At 45.5% G+C, this 17,913-nt stretch carries 11 protein-coding genes, 2 tRNA genes and 2 pseudogenes; 8 read left to right on the top strand and 7 right to left on the bottom strand.

What is annotated here, in order from left to right; translation table 11 throughout:
• Positions 1–2 precede the first annotated feature (2 nt).
• Positions 3–952 (bottom strand): annotated as a pseudogene (locus A9E74_RS02565) (peptidylprolyl isomerase); the annotation flags it as partial.
• Between the two features lie 250 nt (positions 953–1,202).
• Positions 1,203–3,443, bottom strand: a complete 2,241-nt coding sequence (locus A9E74_RS02560) for an LPS-assembly protein LptD (RefSeq protein ID WP_069295194.1) — start codon at positions 3,441–3,443, stop codon at positions 1,203–1,205.
• A gap of 285 nt (positions 3,444–3,728) precedes the next feature.
• Here A9E74_RS02560 and A9E74_RS02555 point away from each other — a divergent pair.
• From A9E74_RS02555 to A9E74_RS02545, 3 genes are all read left to right on the top strand, one after another.
• Positions 3,729–3,804 (top strand) — tRNA-Ala (locus tag A9E74_RS02555).
• 24 nt (positions 3,805–3,828) lie between these two features.
• Positions 3,829–3,904, top strand: a tRNA-Glu gene (locus A9E74_RS02550).
• A 151-nt stretch (positions 3,905–4,055) separates the two neighbouring features.
• Complete coding sequence (locus tag A9E74_RS02545; protein ID WP_141696756.1) at positions 4,056–4,634, top strand: hypothetical protein; 579 nt, start codon at positions 4,056–4,058, stop codon at positions 4,632–4,634.
• A gap of 23 nt (positions 4,635–4,657) precedes the next feature.
• Here the strand turns inward: A9E74_RS02545 and lptG are convergent, their stop codons facing one another.
• The gene (gene lptG, locus A9E74_RS02540) at positions 4,658–5,719 is read right to left on the bottom strand and encodes an LPS export ABC transporter permease LptG (protein WP_069295095.1); all 1,062 of its coding nucleotides are present in this window, start codon (positions 5,717–5,719) and stop codon (positions 4,658–4,660) included.
• Positions 5,716–6,846: an LPS export ABC transporter permease LptF gene (gene lptF / locus A9E74_RS02535; RefSeq protein ID WP_245652019.1), complete on the bottom strand. Its 1,131-nt coding sequence runs from the start codon at positions 6,844–6,846 to the stop codon at positions 5,716–5,718. The genes lptG and lptF overlap by 4 nt, the downstream gene beginning before the upstream one ends.
• Before the next feature lie 86 nt (positions 6,847–6,932).
• Here lptF and A9E74_RS02530 point away from each other — a divergent pair, with 86 nt between their 5' ends.
• From A9E74_RS02530 to A9E74_RS02510, 5 genes and pseudogenes are all read left to right on the top strand, one after another.
• Positions 6,933–8,420 (top strand): leucyl aminopeptidase, encoded by a 1,488-nt coding sequence (locus A9E74_RS02530; RefSeq protein WP_069295094.1) that lies wholly within the window; start codon positions 6,933–6,935, stop codon positions 8,418–8,420.
• Positions 8,421–8,430: 10 nt separating this feature from the next.
• Positions 8,431–8,865: a DNA polymerase III subunit chi gene (locus tag A9E74_RS02525; protein WP_069295093.1), complete on the top strand. Its 435-nt coding sequence runs from the start codon at positions 8,431–8,433 to the stop codon at positions 8,863–8,865.
• Positions 8,866–8,952: 87 nt separating this feature from the next.
• A pseudogene (locus A9E74_RS02520) lies at positions 8,953–11,704 on the top strand (valine--tRNA ligase).
• A 102-nt stretch (positions 11,705–11,806) separates the two neighbouring features.
• Positions 11,807–13,435 (top strand): protein adenylyltransferase SelO, encoded by a 1,629-nt coding sequence (locus A9E74_RS02515; RefSeq protein ID WP_069295092.1) that lies wholly within the window; start codon positions 11,807–11,809, stop codon positions 13,433–13,435.
• Positions 13,436–13,452: 17 nt separating this feature from the next.
• Positions 13,453–14,559 (top strand): PQQ-dependent sugar dehydrogenase, encoded by a 1,107-nt coding sequence (locus A9E74_RS02510; protein WP_069295091.1) that lies wholly within the window; start codon positions 13,453–13,455, stop codon positions 14,557–14,559.
• Here A9E74_RS02510 and greB read toward each other — a convergent pair.
• From greB to A9E74_RS14325, 3 genes are all read right to left on the bottom strand, one after another.
• The gene (gene greB / locus A9E74_RS02505) at positions 14,556–15,023 is read right to left on the bottom strand and encodes a transcription elongation factor GreB (RefSeq protein ID WP_069295090.1); all 468 of its coding nucleotides are present in this window, start codon (positions 15,021–15,023) and stop codon (positions 14,556–14,558) included. The genes A9E74_RS02510 and greB overlap by 4 nt on opposite strands.
• Complete coding sequence (locus A9E74_RS02500; protein ID WP_069295089.1) at positions 15,023–16,369, bottom strand: FAD-dependent oxidoreductase; 1,347 nt, start codon at positions 16,367–16,369, stop codon at positions 15,023–15,025. Before A9E74_RS02500 ends, greB begins: the two co-directional genes overlap by 1 nt.
• Before the next feature lie 105 nt (positions 16,370–16,474).
• Positions 16,475–17,913, bottom strand: a 1,439-nt coding sequence (locus A9E74_RS14325) for a hypothetical protein (RefSeq protein ID WP_176718897.1), incomplete at its 5' end; no start/stop codon positions are given.

Here is a 17,913-nt window from a genome sequence, read left to right as displayed (position 1 = left end):
TCACCTTCACCCAATGAGTTCATGACTTCTTCAAACTCGGGCACCATCACACCCGGCTTGTCCAGCCTAGGCTACCACCATCAATGGCAGAACCTGTATCTTCAGAATGCGCTCTTGCGAGCTCAGCAAAGTCTTCTCCATTAGTGATTCGCTCACGTAATTGGTTAAGTCTGTTCTGAGCGACTTCGTCAGTCACTAATTCATTGGTATTAATTAAAATATGACGTGCTTTAGTCTGTTTAACCAAATGGGTTTCTTCACTACGTTTTTCAGCCAGTTTAACTAAATGAAAACCACTACCACTTCGAATAACGTCACTGACTTCGCCAACGGCTAAAGCAGGAACTGCACTAGCGAATAAAGTAGGTAACTCAGCTTGCTTGCGCCAGCCTAAATCCCCTCCTTCTAGCGCATTTTGACCATCAGAATAACCGGCTGCAACTTCAGAAAAATCACCACCTTGATCCAGCAAACCCTGAATTTCAGCTAGTTTTTCCTCTGCTGCCTGAACCTGTTCCGGTGCTGGTGCATCAGGTAATGCAACAAGGATATGTAGCAATCTAAAAGCTTGCTCTGAATCACCCTGCAAGTTTTGTGTCGCTAAAAAGTTATCTACTTCACGTTCGGAAACGACAATTGAATCTTCAACTTCAGCTTTGCGTAAACGATTAATGACCATTTCTTCGCGGATAGTTTCGCGAAATTCAGCAAAATCATAACCATCGCTTTCTAAGGCATCACGGAATTGGCGTAACGTTAGATTATTACTTTCAGCGATTTGTCTAATCGCAGCATTCAACGCATCATCGGTGACTCGTATACCTGACATCTCAGCCCGCTGGATTTGCAGTCTTTGCATGATAATCCGCTCAAGTACCTGACGACGCAGTATTTCTGAAGATGGAATAGTGGCATTACGTTGACGAAGTTGTTGACGAACTGTCTGCTCCATTTCGACCAGTTCACTATCTAAAACCACTTCGTTATTGACGACAGCGACGATACGATCAAGCGGTGCGGCCCATCCGCTGTTAGCCAGCAATAAGCCGACAAGCAAATATTTAATCATGAACTATACAAACTCCGTAAATTGATGGCCGACATTATAGCGGTTCAAAACATTATGACCTAACGGCCAACCAAGTATTTATCAGAATTATTGACAAAGTTAGCCCTTAGAAAGTTGAGTGTTGATGGTGACTTTATTCATATCCCATAATGCTGTTTTCCAACAGACTTTCTGATTTCTTACCGAAACGGCCCAAACCTTTCAGCTCGATTTCGAAATAGATCGCTTTGTTACGGCTGTCGGCATTGATGTCGTTGATATAATCTCTGAAGACCATTCGTGTCGCCCAGCAGCAGCTATGATATTCAACACCAGCCAAGGCCTCAAGCGTGGTACTGTCCATTAATGAACGATAATAACGTCCGATAAGACTCCACTGATCGTTAATCGGCACACTACCCGACACATCAACTTGCTCTAAAGGGAAGCGATTTTCTCCATCATCTTTTCGATAACGATGGGCAATGTTAAATACGCCGCCATCATCACTACGATAACGTAATTGTAAAGAGGACATATTAGATTGCGAACTATCAGGATCCCATTGAATTTGACCTGCCAAGGCCCATTCTTCGGTAATACTGGCAACGGCTTCAGCTATGTAATCAGAATCCGATGTAGTTTCTCTGGCATCAGGTCTTAAATTCACTTTCCGATCAGAAAAATACTGGATTTGCCCCAATGTCATTCTTAATTTTTCACGTCCAGTTTCTTCGTCAATAAACCGGCTGGTTAAGCCAACGGTCACTTGATTTGCATCACCAATTCTATCTGGACCTGTAAACCTGTCATGGCTGAACATACTGCCCATACCAAAGGTGCGAAGATTAGTATCGAATAAAGGAATGTCATCCTGATTACGGTATGGAATATAAAGATAGAAAGCTCTTGGCTCTAATGTCTGGATCATTTTGTTACCAGCAAAACTCATTGGCCTTTCAAAAATCAGACCGCTATCCAGACTCACTACCGGCAGGGTCCGGTTAATTGAGCTTTCATCAAATTGAGATTGCGCACGTATGTTATCCAGTGAATAGTAGCTTTGTTTTAAGGCAACTCTTGGCGTGACAAAAAAACCTGCTGTGCCCATTGGTAAACTGACGCCTGGTTCTAAGTTCAACCGTTGTCCAGTAACTAGATCATTGTGATCAAAAGCAGTAAATTCGGAATTAAACTCATAGCTCAATCCATAAGCTTGATCAGGTAATAAACCGTTCAGTGTCAATTGAGGTAAACGTTGATAAGGATCTTCTACTTCTTGCAGAAGGCTTTGATAGCCTTGTACTCTGGCGCCAAAACGCCATATATCCCCGTAGTAGTTCACATTTAATAAACGATTTAGATGGGTTGTACTACTTAAACTTAAATTACCACTGAAATCTTCCAGATAGGCACGATCAGAAACGTAGTTATAGTCTACGTTCGTTCGCCAGCGGTTGGCATATCTTCCATCTTGTTGAAAGGAGAAATGTTTCCGGTCCTCATTATAGTTGGGATTAATTTCATCACCATTTTGACGCAGGCTGTCACTGCCGAGAAACCCAGCATCAATTAAACCTTCTGAACTTGAAGTCAAATACCGATATTCACCGATTAACATCAAACCTCGATCAGACATATATCGTGGTGTCAGTGTAGCGTCCATCTCCGGAGCAATATTCCAGTAATAAGGCGTACTAACATCAAAGCCAGTTTCGTTAGAGCTTCCAATCGAAGGAATTAAAAAGCCTGATTTACGCTCATCGCTTAATGGAAAACTGATATAGGGTGTATAAAAAACTGGCACATCCATCATGCGAAGCACAACATCGTAAGCCCGACCCACGCCCTCTTCATGATCAAGATCCACTTCTCCGGCTCTTAGCTTCCAGAAATCGTCGTCTTCCATACACGTTGTATATATGGCATTTTTCAAATGCGTTGATTGAGTGCCTTGACGATTCACATGGGTCGCTTCGCCTCGCGCATTCATCTGCTTCATTTGGTACTTGGCATCAATCAACGTGCCACGATCTTCATTCAGATCCCATTCAGCCTGATCTCCGAAAATCGACATCTCGCTATCGCGTAAACGCACATCGCCCTGTGCTGTAACTTTTCCTGTTGATTGGTTGTAGGTAGCGCGATTGGCATTTAATTGCTGACCTCCGCGTCGAACATCCACCTTACCAGTGAATACAGAAGTTCCTAAATCGACTAATTGGGCAGTATCGGCTTTAACATCAACTTCACTTTCTTCAGTAAGCGCATCTTCGGGGAGGAAAAAATTGGCATCAGGACGAGGGCAATGACTTGGCACATGATAAGGCTCTGCAGAAACAAGAGGAGCAAAACAGGAAACAATACCTGCAGATAAAATCATCAGTTTGCGCATCAACATCCCCGGGCAGCCTTGATGACCGAAAAATCGGCCATTTCCATTCGATAAATAACTGCCAATTTATCGCACAGAAATATGCTTTCATCAAATCTCCTATCTAATTAAGTACCCTCAAAATGATATATTTACCATTCATCAATAACTTAGCTTTATTCAGCTATCACAGGCATGGGTACATATCTTCATTTCCCCGTGTAACCAACCAGGCTACGTGTAATTATTTTTAAATATTCTGTTGACACAGAAAATCTCAATCCCTATAGTATGCGCTTCCTTTCGGGGGCTATAGCTCAGCTGGGAGAGCGCTTGCATGGCATGCAAGAGGTCGGCGGTTCGATCCCGCCTAGCTCCACCAAGATACGAAAGAAAACAGTTTTAGGTCCCCATCGTCTAGAGGCCTAGGACACTGCCCTTTCACGGCGGTAACAGGGGTTCGAATCCCCTTGGGGACGCCATATAAGGCAACCATTAACTGAGTGTTATTGGGTGTTATAAAAAGGCGGTGAGATTTCTCACCGCCTTTTTTGTTTTTGGCGTTACGCATTAGCTTTACTTCCCTATTACGCTCACAGATAATCAGCCAGCAGTTTTTCAATGGTGAGCAACATGACAGTCAATTTTTTCTCTGGAAATTCTTTTCTTCTTTCCCTTACATCAAGACAAGCTATCAACCAGTTGTTGGGCTTATTCATCTTTTGTTTGATGTTGTCTATTCCGGTGGCGCAAGCAAATGAGGAAAACACGGAATCCTTTGTCACTGAGTTTGCAGAGCTTAACGAAGCTAATCTCCCTACTTACGTAAGCAAGTTGAGCCATCGTTATTACGAACAGGTTGAGTTACTCGGAAAATATTTTCAGCTATACCAGCAAAAGCGTGACCCACGAGGCTTTAATGTCTGGCATCTGAGAGGCTTTACACCGTCGTTTGACGCGTTAAATGATGAGAGTCAGCAGGTTGCCAAGACTAACGAGAAATTCTTGGCAAATCGTCCGGAACAAGCGTTAAGCACTATTGTTGCTGAGCTACGCGATGTATCGGTGAATTTGATGCTCGCTTTTCGGGAAAACGATCCACAAGCTTTTAAAGCTGCAAACGCCATGGTCAAAGAACATGGTGACCAAATCGCTGCACTACTTAAAACACATAATCTGAATGAAGAAATTCGCGAGATATCGCTGAAATAGGGTCTATTTATCTTTAATAGACCCTAGCGCACCCTTCGCAACATAAATATGCCGATACCGGCAAAGATGATTGTTGGAAACGATGCGGCCAGCCAGGGCAAAACACCAAATACCAATCCCATATGCTGGAAGCTTTGATTGAACAAATGAAAGCCTATACCAACCAGAACACCCACCAGAATTCGTCCACCAACCGGTGCTGATCGTAACGGGCCAAAGATAAATGGCACGGCCAAAAACACCATCACTGCTGAGCTGAGCGGCATCATGATTTTGCTCCAAAATGCCAATTGATATTGACTGACCGCCTGATGATTGGATTTCAGATAGGAAACATATTCAATCAAGCTCCATACCGGTAAAAACTCTGGCGGAACTACAACCACATTCAACATGCCGGGATTGAGCTTGGATCGCCATTTGGCACGCTCAATCGATCTGACCTCTATACCATTTTCATCTATAGTGCTTTGCACCACATCAAGCATCAGCCACTCGTTATTTTCATAGCGTGCTTCTTTAGCTTGGGTAACGATGCGTAATTGATGCTTATCGTCGAATTCATACACTTTAATGCCTTCAAACCTGCCATCACGGTGAATGCGCTGGATATGATTGAAGTGGTTGCCATCTCGTGTCCAGAAGCCATACTGCGACTGACTGCCTTCAGTGCCAGTCTGTGCTGCCGTCTGAATTTGCATGGCTTTCTGTTCGGTTATTGGTCGGATAAATTCACCAATCACCACAGCGATAAACATTAAAATACCGGCGACAATCAATACGGCCTTGTTAATATCTTTAACCGATACGCCTGCAGCTCGCATCGCCACTAATTCGCTTTGAGATGCCAGCGTACCTAGTCCGATTACGCTACCCAACAATGCAGCAACTGGCAGTAATTCATAGACCCGTTTTGGCATCGACAAAGCGAGGTAAGCCAGAATATCACTGAGCTGATAATCGCCTTTGCCGAGATCATCCAATTCAGCGATAAAGTCCATAAAGGTATACAGCGACATCAATACCACCAGCACTAAAGCGGTACTGCCTAATATGGTTTTACTGATATAGCGTTGCAGAATCATGCTGTTTTAGGTCGCTTACGTTGTTGCCAGAGTCGTTTAAGTTTTAGCCGGTTTTGTAATATCAGCATAATGCCGATCATCAACAAATGTACCCAAATTGCGCCAAACCAGGGGGCCAGATCGCCCTTCTCTACCCAGGCTCGGGTAACGCCTAATAAATTGCTGTAAATCACATAGACCAGTACTGCCGGAAAAAAGCCTGCATAACGCCCTTGCCTTGGACCGGTATGCGCTAACGTAATCGCAATCACACTTAAGATAACAGTCATTAACGCAGTGGATACCCGCCATTGAATTTCAGCCAGATCCTGTGGTTCGCCGCGTTCCCAAAGCTCGGCTGTGGGTAAAGACTTATGCCTTTCACGAACCTGCACTGATTCACCACGTTCAATCAACATGCTGTGAGTGGCATATTCGGCAATGCGAAAATCCAGATCGCCTGCATTGCCTTCATAACGATAACCGTCTTCCAGGATCAGAAATTTGTCACCACTGTCGGTTTCGATATCAAAACGTCCGCGCTCAGCACGGAAAATCAGTGGTTTCTCATCACGATGAATCTCGATGAAGATATTCTCCATGTGAATTTTATCATCGCTGAGTTTTTGAGAATAAAAGGTCCAATCGCCGCTTTGGCTCTCTTTAAAACTACCGGCCACCAAACCGGTGGTATTGGCAGCTACCTTGGCTTTCTGTTCGATTTCATAGCGACCGGACAAAACATCGGGGACAATTAATAATGCCAAAACACCCGTAATAATCGCCATCGCACCACTGAATATGACAACATTTCGTAATATGCGGTTACCATCAATGCCGCAGGCCGCTATAACGGTTAATTCGTTATCCGAGCTCATACGTGACAAACTCAGCAATACCGCCAGAAATGTGCCAATCGGCAACAATATAGATAACGCGCCAAGTGAATTGAGCCACAGTAAATTGAAGATGACTTCAGCAGGCAAATTACCAACAGCGGCCTGAGCCAAGTAGCGGGCAAAGCGGGTCGCCACGTATATCAGCCATAACACACCAATAACCGCTGTCAGAGAAAGTAAAAACTCTCGAAGCATATATCGGTCTATCAGGCTGAAACGCTCAACAAATAATCGTTTAAGGGCGGGCATTATTCAGTGGTCTTCGTTAGAATAGGCAGTCAGTTCACTGCAATAAAAAGCGCAGTCTAAACCATCTACATCAACAGGAGAAATCCATGCAGTATTTTGTGACCAAAGATGTTTTACCAACCCAGTCGATAGACTGTATTGCTGTCGCCGTATTTGAAGATAACAAACTCAGCCCCTCAGCGGCTACCTTAAACACAGCAAGTAATGGTTTGATTCAACGCGTAATTGATCGCGGCGATATCAGTGGTAAGCCAGGTCAGACAATGCTGTTACAAGATATTGATGGCATTTCCAGTCCACGAGTTCTGCTGGTTGGTTGCGGTAAATATGACAAGACTACGGAAAATGACTTCAATACAGCTTGCATAACAATGGCTAAATGGCTAAACGAAAGTGCAGCAACTCAAGCCATTAGCTGCCTGGCCGAAACACCTGTCAAAGAGCGCACAACAGCGTGGAAAATTCGTCAAACGATCATAAATACCGAAACAGCTCTATATCGCTACAGCCAAACCAAAAGCCAATTTAAACCAGTAGATAAACCGCTGACCAGGTTCGGCTTTATGGCCACCGAAGCTGATATCGACTCACTGGAGCAAGCCTGCAAAACTGGCGCTGCAATTGGCAGGGGCATGAATCTGGCACGTGAACTGGGCAACTTGCCAGGTAATATTTGCACCCCTACTTACCTTGCTGATCAAGCCATAAAAATGGGCAAAGATTTAGACAATCTGGTCGTTGATGTGCTTGAAGAAAGCGATATCGCTGAATTAGGCATGGGTTCATTCCTGTCCGTTTCACGCGGCAGCCGTGAACCAGCAAAATTGATCACATTAAATTACGGTGGTGGTGGCACCAGCAAACCTATCGTATTGGTCGGCAAAGGCCTGACCTTTGATGCCGGTGGTATTTCCCTGAAACCAGCCCCGGGCATGGATGAGATGAAATACGATATGTGCGGTTCGGCCAGTGTATTAGGGACCATCCAAGCGGTTGCCGAATTACAGCTACCTATCAATGTCATTGGGGTTATTCCAAGCTCTGAAAACCTGCCGGATGGTGATGCCAACAAGCCGGGCGATGTGGTTACCAGCATGTCTGGTCAAACTATTGAAATTCTCAACACTGATGCCGAAGGTCGCTTACTGTTGTGTGATGCCCTAACCTACAGTGAACGTTTTAATCCCGACACCGTTATAGATATTGCCACGTTAACCGGGGCAATTATTGTTGCTTTAGGCAGCAATGCAACGGGTTTGATGGCCAATAATCAAGACCTGGCAGATGATCTGCTTAAAGCTGGCAATGACAGTTTTGACCGCGCATGGCAATTACCGTTATGGGATGACTATCAAAAACAACTCGATAGTAACTTTGCCGACATCGCCAATGTTGGCGGCAAAGAAGCTGGCAGTGTTACTGCAGCGTGCTTTCTGTCCCGTTTCACTGAGAAGTTCAAATGGGCACATCTGGATATCGCCGGTACTGCGTGGAATGGTGGCAAAGAAAAAGGTGCAACCGGCCGTCCAGTGCCATTATTAATGCAATATATTCTGAACCGCCTGGAAGACTGATAGTTAGTTCATGACCAAAGTCAGTTTTTATATTTTAGCTACAACCGATCCGCTTGACCGGCAGCAATTTGCCTGCCGGCTGGCGGAAAAAGCTTATCTAAAGGGTCATCAGGTATTTATTCATACTGAGGATCAGACTCAGAGTGAAGCTATGGATCAGGCGTTATGGGCTTTTCGGCCAGACAGTTTTGTGCCACATCAGATTTTAGCAACTGACGACGAAATTAAAGCTCCGGTATTAATCAGCCATGAAAATACTGCGCCACCTAAATTAATGGATGTATTAATCAATCTAAACCCGGTTCAGCCATTATTTTTCAGTCAGTTTGAACGGCTGGCCGAAATTATTAATGGCGATGAAGAAATCAAAAAACAGGGACGCGTTCGTTATCAGTTTTATAAAGATCGTGGATATCATCTCGATACGCATCAGATAAACAATTAACGCAATCCGGCTCACTCATGACCGGGCGTACATTAAGCGGGTATAATGCCCGCTTTTCTTTTTCCGAACAGATAAACGCAGAGACGCATGGACAAAACCTATAATCCCGATGCAATAGAACAACGCTGGTACCAACAGTGGGAACAAAACGGCGAATTCAAACCTTCTGGTGAAGGCACGCCCTACGCCATTATGTTGCCGCCGCCTAATGTCACCGGCAGCTTGCATATGGGTCATGGGTTTAATAACACCATCATGGATTTGCTGACCCGTTACCACCGCATGAAAGGCGATAACACGTTGTGGCAACCGGGTACCGATCATGCCGGTATCGCCACGCAGATGGTGGTGGAACGTCAGTTGAATGCCGAAGGCAAAACCCGCCATGATTTAGGGCGTGATGCGTTTATCGATCGCGTCTGGGACTGGAAAGCCGAATCCGGTGGCAATATCACCCGTCAGTTGCGCCGTCTTGGATCCTCTCTAGACTGGTCCCGGGATCGTTTCACCATGGATGACAATTTGTCCGAAGCGGTAAAACATGTATTTATCAAACTTCACGAAGAAGGTTTGATTTATCGCGGCAAACGTTTGGTGAACTGGGATCCTGTGCTGCATACCGCCGTATCGGATTTGGAAGTTTTATCGGAAGAAGAAGCCGGTCATCTATGGCATTTCCGTTATCCGTTAAGCGATGGCAGCGGTCATTTAGTAGTTGCAACCACCCGTCCGGAAACCATGCTTGGTGATACGGCCGTTGCAGTCCATCCGGAAGATGAGCGTTATAAACATCTGATCGGTAAAACAATAACTCTGCCGCTGGTTGGTCGTGAAATACCGATTATCGGTGATGACTATGTCGATCCAGAGTTTGGTAGTGGCTGTGTCAAAATCACTCCTGCGCATGATTTCAATGATGCTGAAGTCGGTAACCGTCATAACCTTGAACAAATTAATATTCTGACCATTGATGCAGCCATTAATGACAATGCACCGGAAAAATATCGTGGGCTGGATCGCTATGCAGCGCGAAAACAAATCGTTGCCGATTTTGAAGCGTTAGGCTTACTGGAAACCATTCAGGACCACAAACTGATGGTGCCGCGTGGCGATCGTTCCAATGCGGTTATCGAACCGTTATTAACCGATCAATGGTATGTCAAAGCCGATGTACTCGCAGCACCCGCAGTTGAAGCGGTACAGTCAGGCAAAATCAAATTTGTCCCAGCCAACTGGGATAAAACTTTTTATAACTGGATGGATGGCATTCAGGACTGGTGTATTTCACGGCAAATCTGGTGGGGCCATCGTATCCCTGCCTGGTACGACGAACAAGGCAATATTTACGTCGGTCATGATGAAGCCGATGTGCGTCAAAAACACCAAATAGCGGATTCTGTAGCACTCAGGCAGGATGAAGATGTGCTGGATACCTGGTTCTCTTCAGCGTTATGGCCCTTCTCAACCTTGGGCTGGCCAGCGACGATGCGGCTTTGAAAACCTGGTACCCCACCAGTGTATTGGTCACCGGTTTTGACATTATCTTCTTCTGGGTGGCTCGGATGATGATGATGGGTATTAAATTTATGGATGATGTGCCCTTTAAAGAAGTCTATATCCATGGGCTGGTGCGTGATTCACATGGCCAGAAAATGTCGAAATCAAAAGGCAATGTTTTGGACCCAATCGACATTATCGACGGTATTGATCTGGAATCTTTGGTCGCCAAACGTACCAGTGGCATGATGCAACCGCAACTGGCTGCCAAAATCGAAAAAGCCACCCGCAAGGAATTTCCAGAGGGTATCGCGCCTCATGGTACCGATGCGCTGCGTTTCACTTTTGCCTCATTAGCCACCACCGGACGTGATATCAATTTTGATATGAATCGTATTGCTGGCTACCGCAATTTCTGTAACAAACTATGGAATGCGGCACGTTACGTATTAATGAATACCGAAGGTCAGGATACCGGTATTGATAACGCTGAAGTTGAACTCAGTCTAGCCGATCGCTGGATCATTTCTTTACTGCAACAAACTGAACAGGATGTAACCCGCGCCATCGAAAGCTACCGCTTTGACTTGGCGGCGCAAGCAATTTACGAGTTTATCTGGAATAACTATTGTGACTGGTATTTGGAACTGTCCAAACCGGTATTAAATAACGATGCAGCCAGTGACGCTGCCAAACGTGGTACCCGCCGTACCCTTGTTCGGGTTTTGGAAGCCACGTTGCGATTAGCGCATCCATTTATGCCGTTTATTACTGAAGAAATCTGGCACACCATCGCACCATTAGCCGGTAAAACAGGCTCAACCATTATGCGTGAAGCCTATCCGGTAGCTGACGCTAACAAAATTGATAGCACTGCTGTTGCCGATATGGAATGGGTGATGCAGTTCATTAACGGTATTCGTTCTATCCGTTCACAAATGAATATTGCACCGAAAAAACAATTACCCGTACTGCTCAAGGATGCCGCTGAAATTGATAAACAGCGTTTACAGGATAACCACGACTTTATCAGTCGTTTAGCCAATCTGGAGTCTGTAGAGTTTCTGACAGGCGAAGCGCCTGCAGCTGCTACTGCACTGGTTGGCAAAATGGAAATCCTGATTCCACTGGAAGGTCTGATTGATAAGGATGCTGAAATTGCCCGTCTGGACAAGGAAATCAGCAAACTGGATAAGATCATCAAACAATCAGCAGGCAAACTGAGTAATGAAAACTATGTTGCCAAGCGCCCGCAGATGTTGTTGCCAAAGAACGTGAAAAACTGGCAGAGCTGGAACAATCGTTAAGTCAGTTACAGCAACAGCGTACCGCTTTAGGCTAAAACCCAATAGTTCTTTTCAGGAACTTTCCTCGTCAGTTAGTCAGTCAATATCATCACAATGAGCCGGTGTTTTCACCGGCTGCTATCTGTTGTAATAGGCCTATGACTACTAAAGAATTTAATCCCAACGACGCCACCACTACGCCAATGACACGGCTGCAGTTCGATAACCGGTTTGTACGGGAGCTCCCCGCCGATCCGGATACCGAAAATGTTCGCCGTCAGGTGCTGGGTGCCTGTTATACCTTTGTGAATCCTACGCCTGTGGCCGATCCCAAGCTTGTGGTCTATTCCATGGATTTAGCCACCGACTTAGGCATTAGACCGGTTGATTGTGAAAGCCGACAATTTACTAACGTGTTTGCCGGCAATGAAGTTTTAAAAGGTATGCAGCCTCATGCAATGTGCTATGGCGGACATCAATTTGGCAACTGGGCAGGACAACTGGGTGATGGCCGTGCCATTAATCTTGGTGAAGTTCAGGATATTCACGGCCAGCTGCAAATGCTGCAACTCAAAGGTGCTGGAGAAACCCCCTACTCCCGTTCGGCTGATGGCCTAGCCGTATTACGATCCTCGGTACGTGAATTTCTCTGCAGTGAAGCCATGTTTCATCTTGGCGTACCCACAACCCGTGCCTTGAGTCTGGTGACCACTGGTGAAGGCGTAATCCGCGATATGTTTTACGATGGCCGCCCGCAAACGGAACCCGGTGCTATTGTCTGTCGAGTCGCGCCTTCTTTTCTGCGCATTGGTAATTATGAATTATTTAACTCGCGAGGCGATGTCGACAATCTTCGTTTACTGGTCGATTACACCATTCGCCATCATTTTCCACATCTGGGTGAACCTTCCAAAGAAACCTATTTAGCCTGGTTTAAAGAAGTGTGTGAACGCACAGCGGATTTAGTGGTGCATTGGATGCGTATCGGTTTTGTGCATGGTGTGTTGAATACCGATAACACATCTATTTTAGGCCTGACCATTGATTATGGCCCTTATGGCTGGATTGATAATTACGATCCCGACTGGACTCCCAACACCACCGATGCAACGGGTAAACGCTACCGGTTTGGTCAACAACCGCAAATCGCGCAATGGAACCTGCTGCAGCTCGGCAATGCGATTTATCCTTTAATTGATGAAGCCGAACCGTTACAGCAAATCCTCACGGATTATGTCGAGCATTACACCAATAAATGGCAACAGATGCGAGCCGACAAACTGGGTCTGAACGAATATCTGGGTGATGCCGATCATGAATTGAATCAGCAATTACAGAAAATTCTGTTACTGGCTGAAACCGATATGACGATTTTCTATCGTAAATTAGCGGATGTCAGCTGTGAAGAGAATGATCTCAGCGATGAAGACTTGCTAGCTCCGTTGATGGAGGCTTTTTACGCACCAGATGCTTTATCAAAAGAAGATAAAAAAGACATCTGTGACTGGCTGCGACGTTACCAACTTCGTGTGCAACAGGATGGCACTAGCGATGTGGATAGAAAAGCCAGAATGAATCAGGTTAACCCGAAGTATGTATTACGCAATTATCTGTCCCAACAGGCGATTGATAAAGCCCATGAGGGTGATTACAGCCTGATTCATGAACTTTTAGAGGTCATGCACCGTCCTTATGATGAACAACCTCAGTATCAACAATATGCAGCCAAACGTCCCGACTGGGCCAGAGATAAACCTGGCTGCTCAATGTTGTCATGTAGTTCTTAAGTTAAGGAGTTAATCAGATGAAATTGATGAGCGTGCTGCTTGCAGCATCCATATGGACAGTTGCTATTCCATCTCATGCCAATACAGAAGACGACTCACTGCAAATTGACAAGGTTGCAGAAGGTCTTGGTATTCCCTGGGGAATGGCTATTTTGCCGGACGGCAAAATGCTGGTCACCCAGCGTGAGGGCAAATTAAGCCTGGTTCAACTTGATTCTGGAGATAAAACCGATATTAGCGGCGTACCGTCGGTTAAAGCAGAAGGCCAAGGTGGTTTCCTGGATGTCGCCTTATCACCTGACTATGCCGAGAGTGGCTGGATCTATTTCACCTATAGCAAAGATGTGGACGGCCAGGGAGCAACCACACTTGCCCGTGCCAAGTTGGATGGTAATGCGTTAAGTGATTGGAACGATTTGCTGGTCACCCAATCACGCACTAGCAAAGGTCAGCATTACGGCAGCCGTATTGTTTTCGATCAGCAAGGTCATCTGTTTTTCTCTATTGGGGATCGTGGAGAGCGTGATATGGCCCAGGATCTTAAAAATCACAACGGTACCGTTTTACGATTGAACCTTGATGGCAGCGTGCCGCAGGACAACCCCTTTGTTGGTGATAAGAATGTGTTGCCGGAAATCTGGAGTTACGGACATCGTAATCCACAAGGCTTGTTTTATAACGTTGAAACTCAGGAACTCTGGGGAATTGAACATGGCCCGCGTGGTGGGGATGAAATCAATCTGATTGAAGCTGGTAAAAATTATGGGTGGCCAGAAGCCACACATGGCAAAGAGTATTACGCACCGGTATCGATTGGTCAGGGTAAAGAAGTTGAAGGTATGGAAAACGCAATAAAGATCTTTACTCCTTCAATCGCGCCCAGTGGTCTGGTGCAATATCAAGGGGATGCTTTTCCGGAATGGCAGGGAGATCTATTTTCCGGCGCGCTTGCTCTACAACATCTTAATCAGGTAAAGCTTGAGAATAATGAAGCGGTAGATGAACAGCGTTATTTAAAATCGTTAAATAAACGTATTCGCAACGTTATTGAAAGCCCTGAAGGCTGGTTATACGTCTCAACCGATAATGGCGAGATTTATCGAATCCAGCCTGCTTCAAATTAATATTTGATATCCAGAATCAGATATCGATGACCGCCATCCTGAACCTGAATGGTGACTTCATCATCAATCTGTTTTTTTAACAAAGCCCGCGCCAAAGGTGAATCAACACTGATATTACCTTTGGCGTGGTCAATTTCATCCGGGCCAACAATCCGGTATTGAACCTCTTCTCTATCATCTTTTAATAAAGTCACATACGCCGCAAAAAACACCGCATCCTGATTATCCGGAATACGATCTATCACCAGCAAATCAGGAATGCGTTTTTGCAAATAACGGATTCGTCGATCTATTTCCCTGAGTTCTTTTTTACGGTAAATATATTCTGCATTCTCAGAACGATCACCTTCCGCAGCCGCTGCCGCAAGTGCCTGAACTACATGCCTACGCCGTTGCCAGCGCTCGCTCAGTTCCTGATTCATCCGGAACATGCCATCTGCGGTGATATAAGGTGATGAAGCCATTAATTGAGCGTTGCTGTTTTATGTAAGGTGTCGTTTAAAACAGCTTCATTAATCGTTGCGCCTAAGCGGCTGGCAATTATTCGCATATCGGTTTCAGCATTTTCCAGACAACTGGTGCCTCCTGGTGAGGGTGTCATGTTAAAAACAATACCTGTGCCGGGATTGATCTTGGCCTCTCCCATTAACAGCTTGGCATTTTTTTTATCAATCAGCTGCGGCCTGACACCACCAAAGCCTTTGGCAAATTCAATATCTTTCAATTGCAGGCCGGGAACGATCTTGCGGGCATCTTTAAGAAACAACCAGCGACGCAATAACGGCACTTCAAACAGGAAGTTTTTGAAAATATAGTTGCGGATGTCTTTGATGCGGAATAAATCCCAGAACACTTTCATCACCCGGCTATCCAAGCGTAAAACCCGCAGAAACTCAAAAAAGGTCTTGTTGTTATAACGCTCTAATAACGGCAGTAATAAAGCCGTTGGTCCAAAGCGGGTTTTACCTTCAATCAATACATCTGGATCGCCATGTACCGCAGCAAATGGCAACGCATCGTTTTGTACGGTATACACCTTGCCACGCAGCACTTGCGGAGTGAAATAGAAACTTCCGGCGACCGGCAGACAAGAGAATTCCAAGCCGTAACCCATCTTCTGCGCCAGTAACAAACTGTGTCCGCCAGCCGAAACCACCACACTGCGAGCCTTGATGATCTTATCGCCAGTGACCAAAGAAAACACACCGTCTTTTTCGACAATGTCATCGACTTCACTGTTGAACAATAATTGAATTTGTTTATCCGTTTTGGCTTTGGCTTTATCGACAAAGGCTTCGGATAGGCGCTGATAGTCCACTGCGCTGTAGTCATCCAGAACAGCAAGCGCAACGCATGGCTCAGGACGCATTTCCCCGTTAATCATCACAACCGCAGGTTCATGGGAGGCAATATCGGATTTCTCCAGCAATTGCATATTGGGAAACACTTCGCGGAAGGTTTGGTAGCGCTGACGAAGCTGACGACATTCTTGATCGCCAACCCCTAAAACCATTTTGGGATATTTGAAAATAACCTGATCAACATTGGGTAACTCAGCAGCAAAATTCACCAGCATCTCGGCTGCCGCCTTCACTTTGGTGGCTTTCTCCAAAGTATAGTTGGTCTCAATGTCACCACAATGAATGGTCTGGCTGTTGTTACGGCCATGCGAGTTGACCCTGGCCACCCCGGCGTATTTTTCCAGCAGGACAATGTCATTGATATCAGTGTATTCAGCCAGCATATACAGCAGCGCGGTGCCACAGACACCGCCACCGATAATGGCTACCTGATGAATTTGGTCGGTCATATATTTTCCCGTGCTAAAACGACGGAAATTTTAGCAAACCGTTAATCAGACCGTTTAAAAATATCACTTTGTTTTAAGCAGTAAAGCTGGATAAATTAGCTCTGTTTATTTGTATTTCGTTTTTTTACTGCCAGAGAAAGACGGTATTGTTGAAAGAATCGCTTGTAACTCACTGCGTTTCTTTTTGCTCTTTACCGGTTTTTTAGCCGAGGTTAATTTATCAACTTCATTTAATAAATTATCCAATTGCGCAGGATCTGGTAGTGGTGCTTGCTGAGTCGGCGGAATTAGTGACGCAGGTTCAGCTGGCTGTGAGGCCTGCAGCTGTTCGACATCTTTGAGTAAAGATTCCAGCTGCTCCGGTTCAGGTAGATCTGGCTGCTCAGGAATATCAAAAACCGCTATTTCAGACAGGGTCTGTTTGCGATCCAATTCTGCCTGGGCTTTTTCTGCTTCAAGTGCAGCAGCAAAGTCCAATTCAGCCTTGGTGCTATCGATATCCCGCGGCTTAGAATCTTCCTCCGGTAAAAGTGCAACTTCGGCTTCGGCTTCGGCTTCGGCTTCGGCAGCTAGTATTTCAGTTGACTCGGGTAATGCATCTTCGACTGACAAGTCAGTCGACATCTCTTCTACCGTTTCCGTTTGCTCGGATAATGGTTCAATTTCCAGCTCATCAATTGAAACCTCAGCAATACTCTCTTCTTCATTAAGCAGTTCGGCAACCCATTCATCAGCCACTGACGAGCGTTTTTCGCCACCAGATGATATTGCTGCTTCGTTAGGCTGACTCGGCTCATCTTCAAGTTCTTGTGGCGAGGTAAATTCCGCTAAGTCATTCTCATCAGAAATCAGTTCAATCTCTTCAACGACAAAATCATTTTCTTCATCTCCAATCGCGATTTCTTCAACATCGGCTGCATCATCGGTAGCCAGAGAATCAAACGATTCAACTGATTGAGCTTCCTCGACTAGAGGTTCTTCAATGGTTTGAAGTGTTTCAGCACTGATCGTGTCTTCATTGGGCTCCACCTGCTCAGCGTTATCATCGGTAGCGATTTCCATTTGTGCAGCGGCAAGTTTTTGTCGTAACAGATCCTCTTCGGTTTGCGGCTCAATAACATCTTCAATAACTAGAGCATTGGTTGCTGTATCACTATCCGTCCTAATAGCCGTTTCATCAGCTAATGGTTCAGAGAAAGCAGTTTGTTCGAAAGTCGATGGTTGCTCGATAGTCTCAGTTGAATTATCTAATGGCGTTGGTTGCTCTGAAGTAGATAGTTCTGATTGATTTTCAGCCATCCGCTGCTGTCTGGCGGCTTTTAATCGCTCAGTCCGCTCACGTAACTTGGCACGCAGTTTGTCGATTTCATTAAGCGGTTCATCTTCGGTTTGAGCCAGATTATTGACGTTGTCATCAGCCAAATCTTCAGGTGTAGGTTGCGACGCCATAATCCCGGACAGTCTTTCTGCCTCGTTATCAAATCCGGCTTCGGCTTCGGCTTCGGCTTCGGCTTCGGCTTCGGCTTCGGCTTCGGCTTCGGCTT

Origin of the sequence: Methylophaga muralis (assembly GCF_001720165.1) — a bacterium.
Taxonomy (GTDB): Bacteria; Pseudomonadota; Gammaproteobacteria; order Nitrosococcales; family Methylophagaceae; genus Methylophaga; species Methylophaga muralis.
The sequence above is the reverse complement of the archived record's forward strand: the minus strand, read 5'-3'. Positions and strand labels throughout refer to the sequence as shown.

Coding starts and splice junctions, on each gene's coding strand:
- A9E74_RS02545 (WP_141696756.1), top strand. CDS start 4,056: ATGACAGTCAATTTTTTCTCTGGAAATTCTTTTCTTCTTTCCCTTACA.
- A9E74_RS02560 (WP_069295194.1), bottom strand. CDS start 3,443: ATGCGCAAACTGATGATTTTATCTGCAGGTATTGTTTCCTGTTTTGCT.
- lptG (WP_069295095.1), bottom strand. CDS start 5,719: ATGATTCTGCAACGCTATATCAGTAAAACCATATTAGGCAGTACCGCT.
- A9E74_RS02530 (WP_069295094.1), top strand. CDS start 6,933: ATGCAGTATTTTGTGACCAAAGATGTTTTACCAACCCAGTCGATAGAC.
- A9E74_RS02525 (WP_069295093.1), top strand. CDS start 8,431: ATGACCAAAGTCAGTTTTTATATTTTAGCTACAACCGATCCGCTTGAC.
- A9E74_RS02510 (WP_069295091.1), top strand. CDS start 13,453: ATGAAATTGATGAGCGTGCTGCTTGCAGCATCCATATGGACAGTTGCT.
- lptF (WP_245652019.1), bottom strand. CDS start 6,846: ATGCCCGCCCTTAAACGATTATTTGTTGAGCGTTTCAGCCTGATAGAC.
- greB (WP_069295090.1), bottom strand. CDS start 15,023: ATGGCTTCATCACCTTATATCACCGCAGATGGCATGTTCCGGATGAAT.
- A9E74_RS02500 (WP_069295089.1), bottom strand. CDS start 16,369: ATGACCGACCAAATTCATCAGGTAGCCATTATCGGTGGCGGTGTCTGT.
- A9E74_RS02515 (WP_069295092.1), top strand. CDS start 11,807: ATGACTACTAAAGAATTTAATCCCAACGACGCCACCACTACGCCAATG.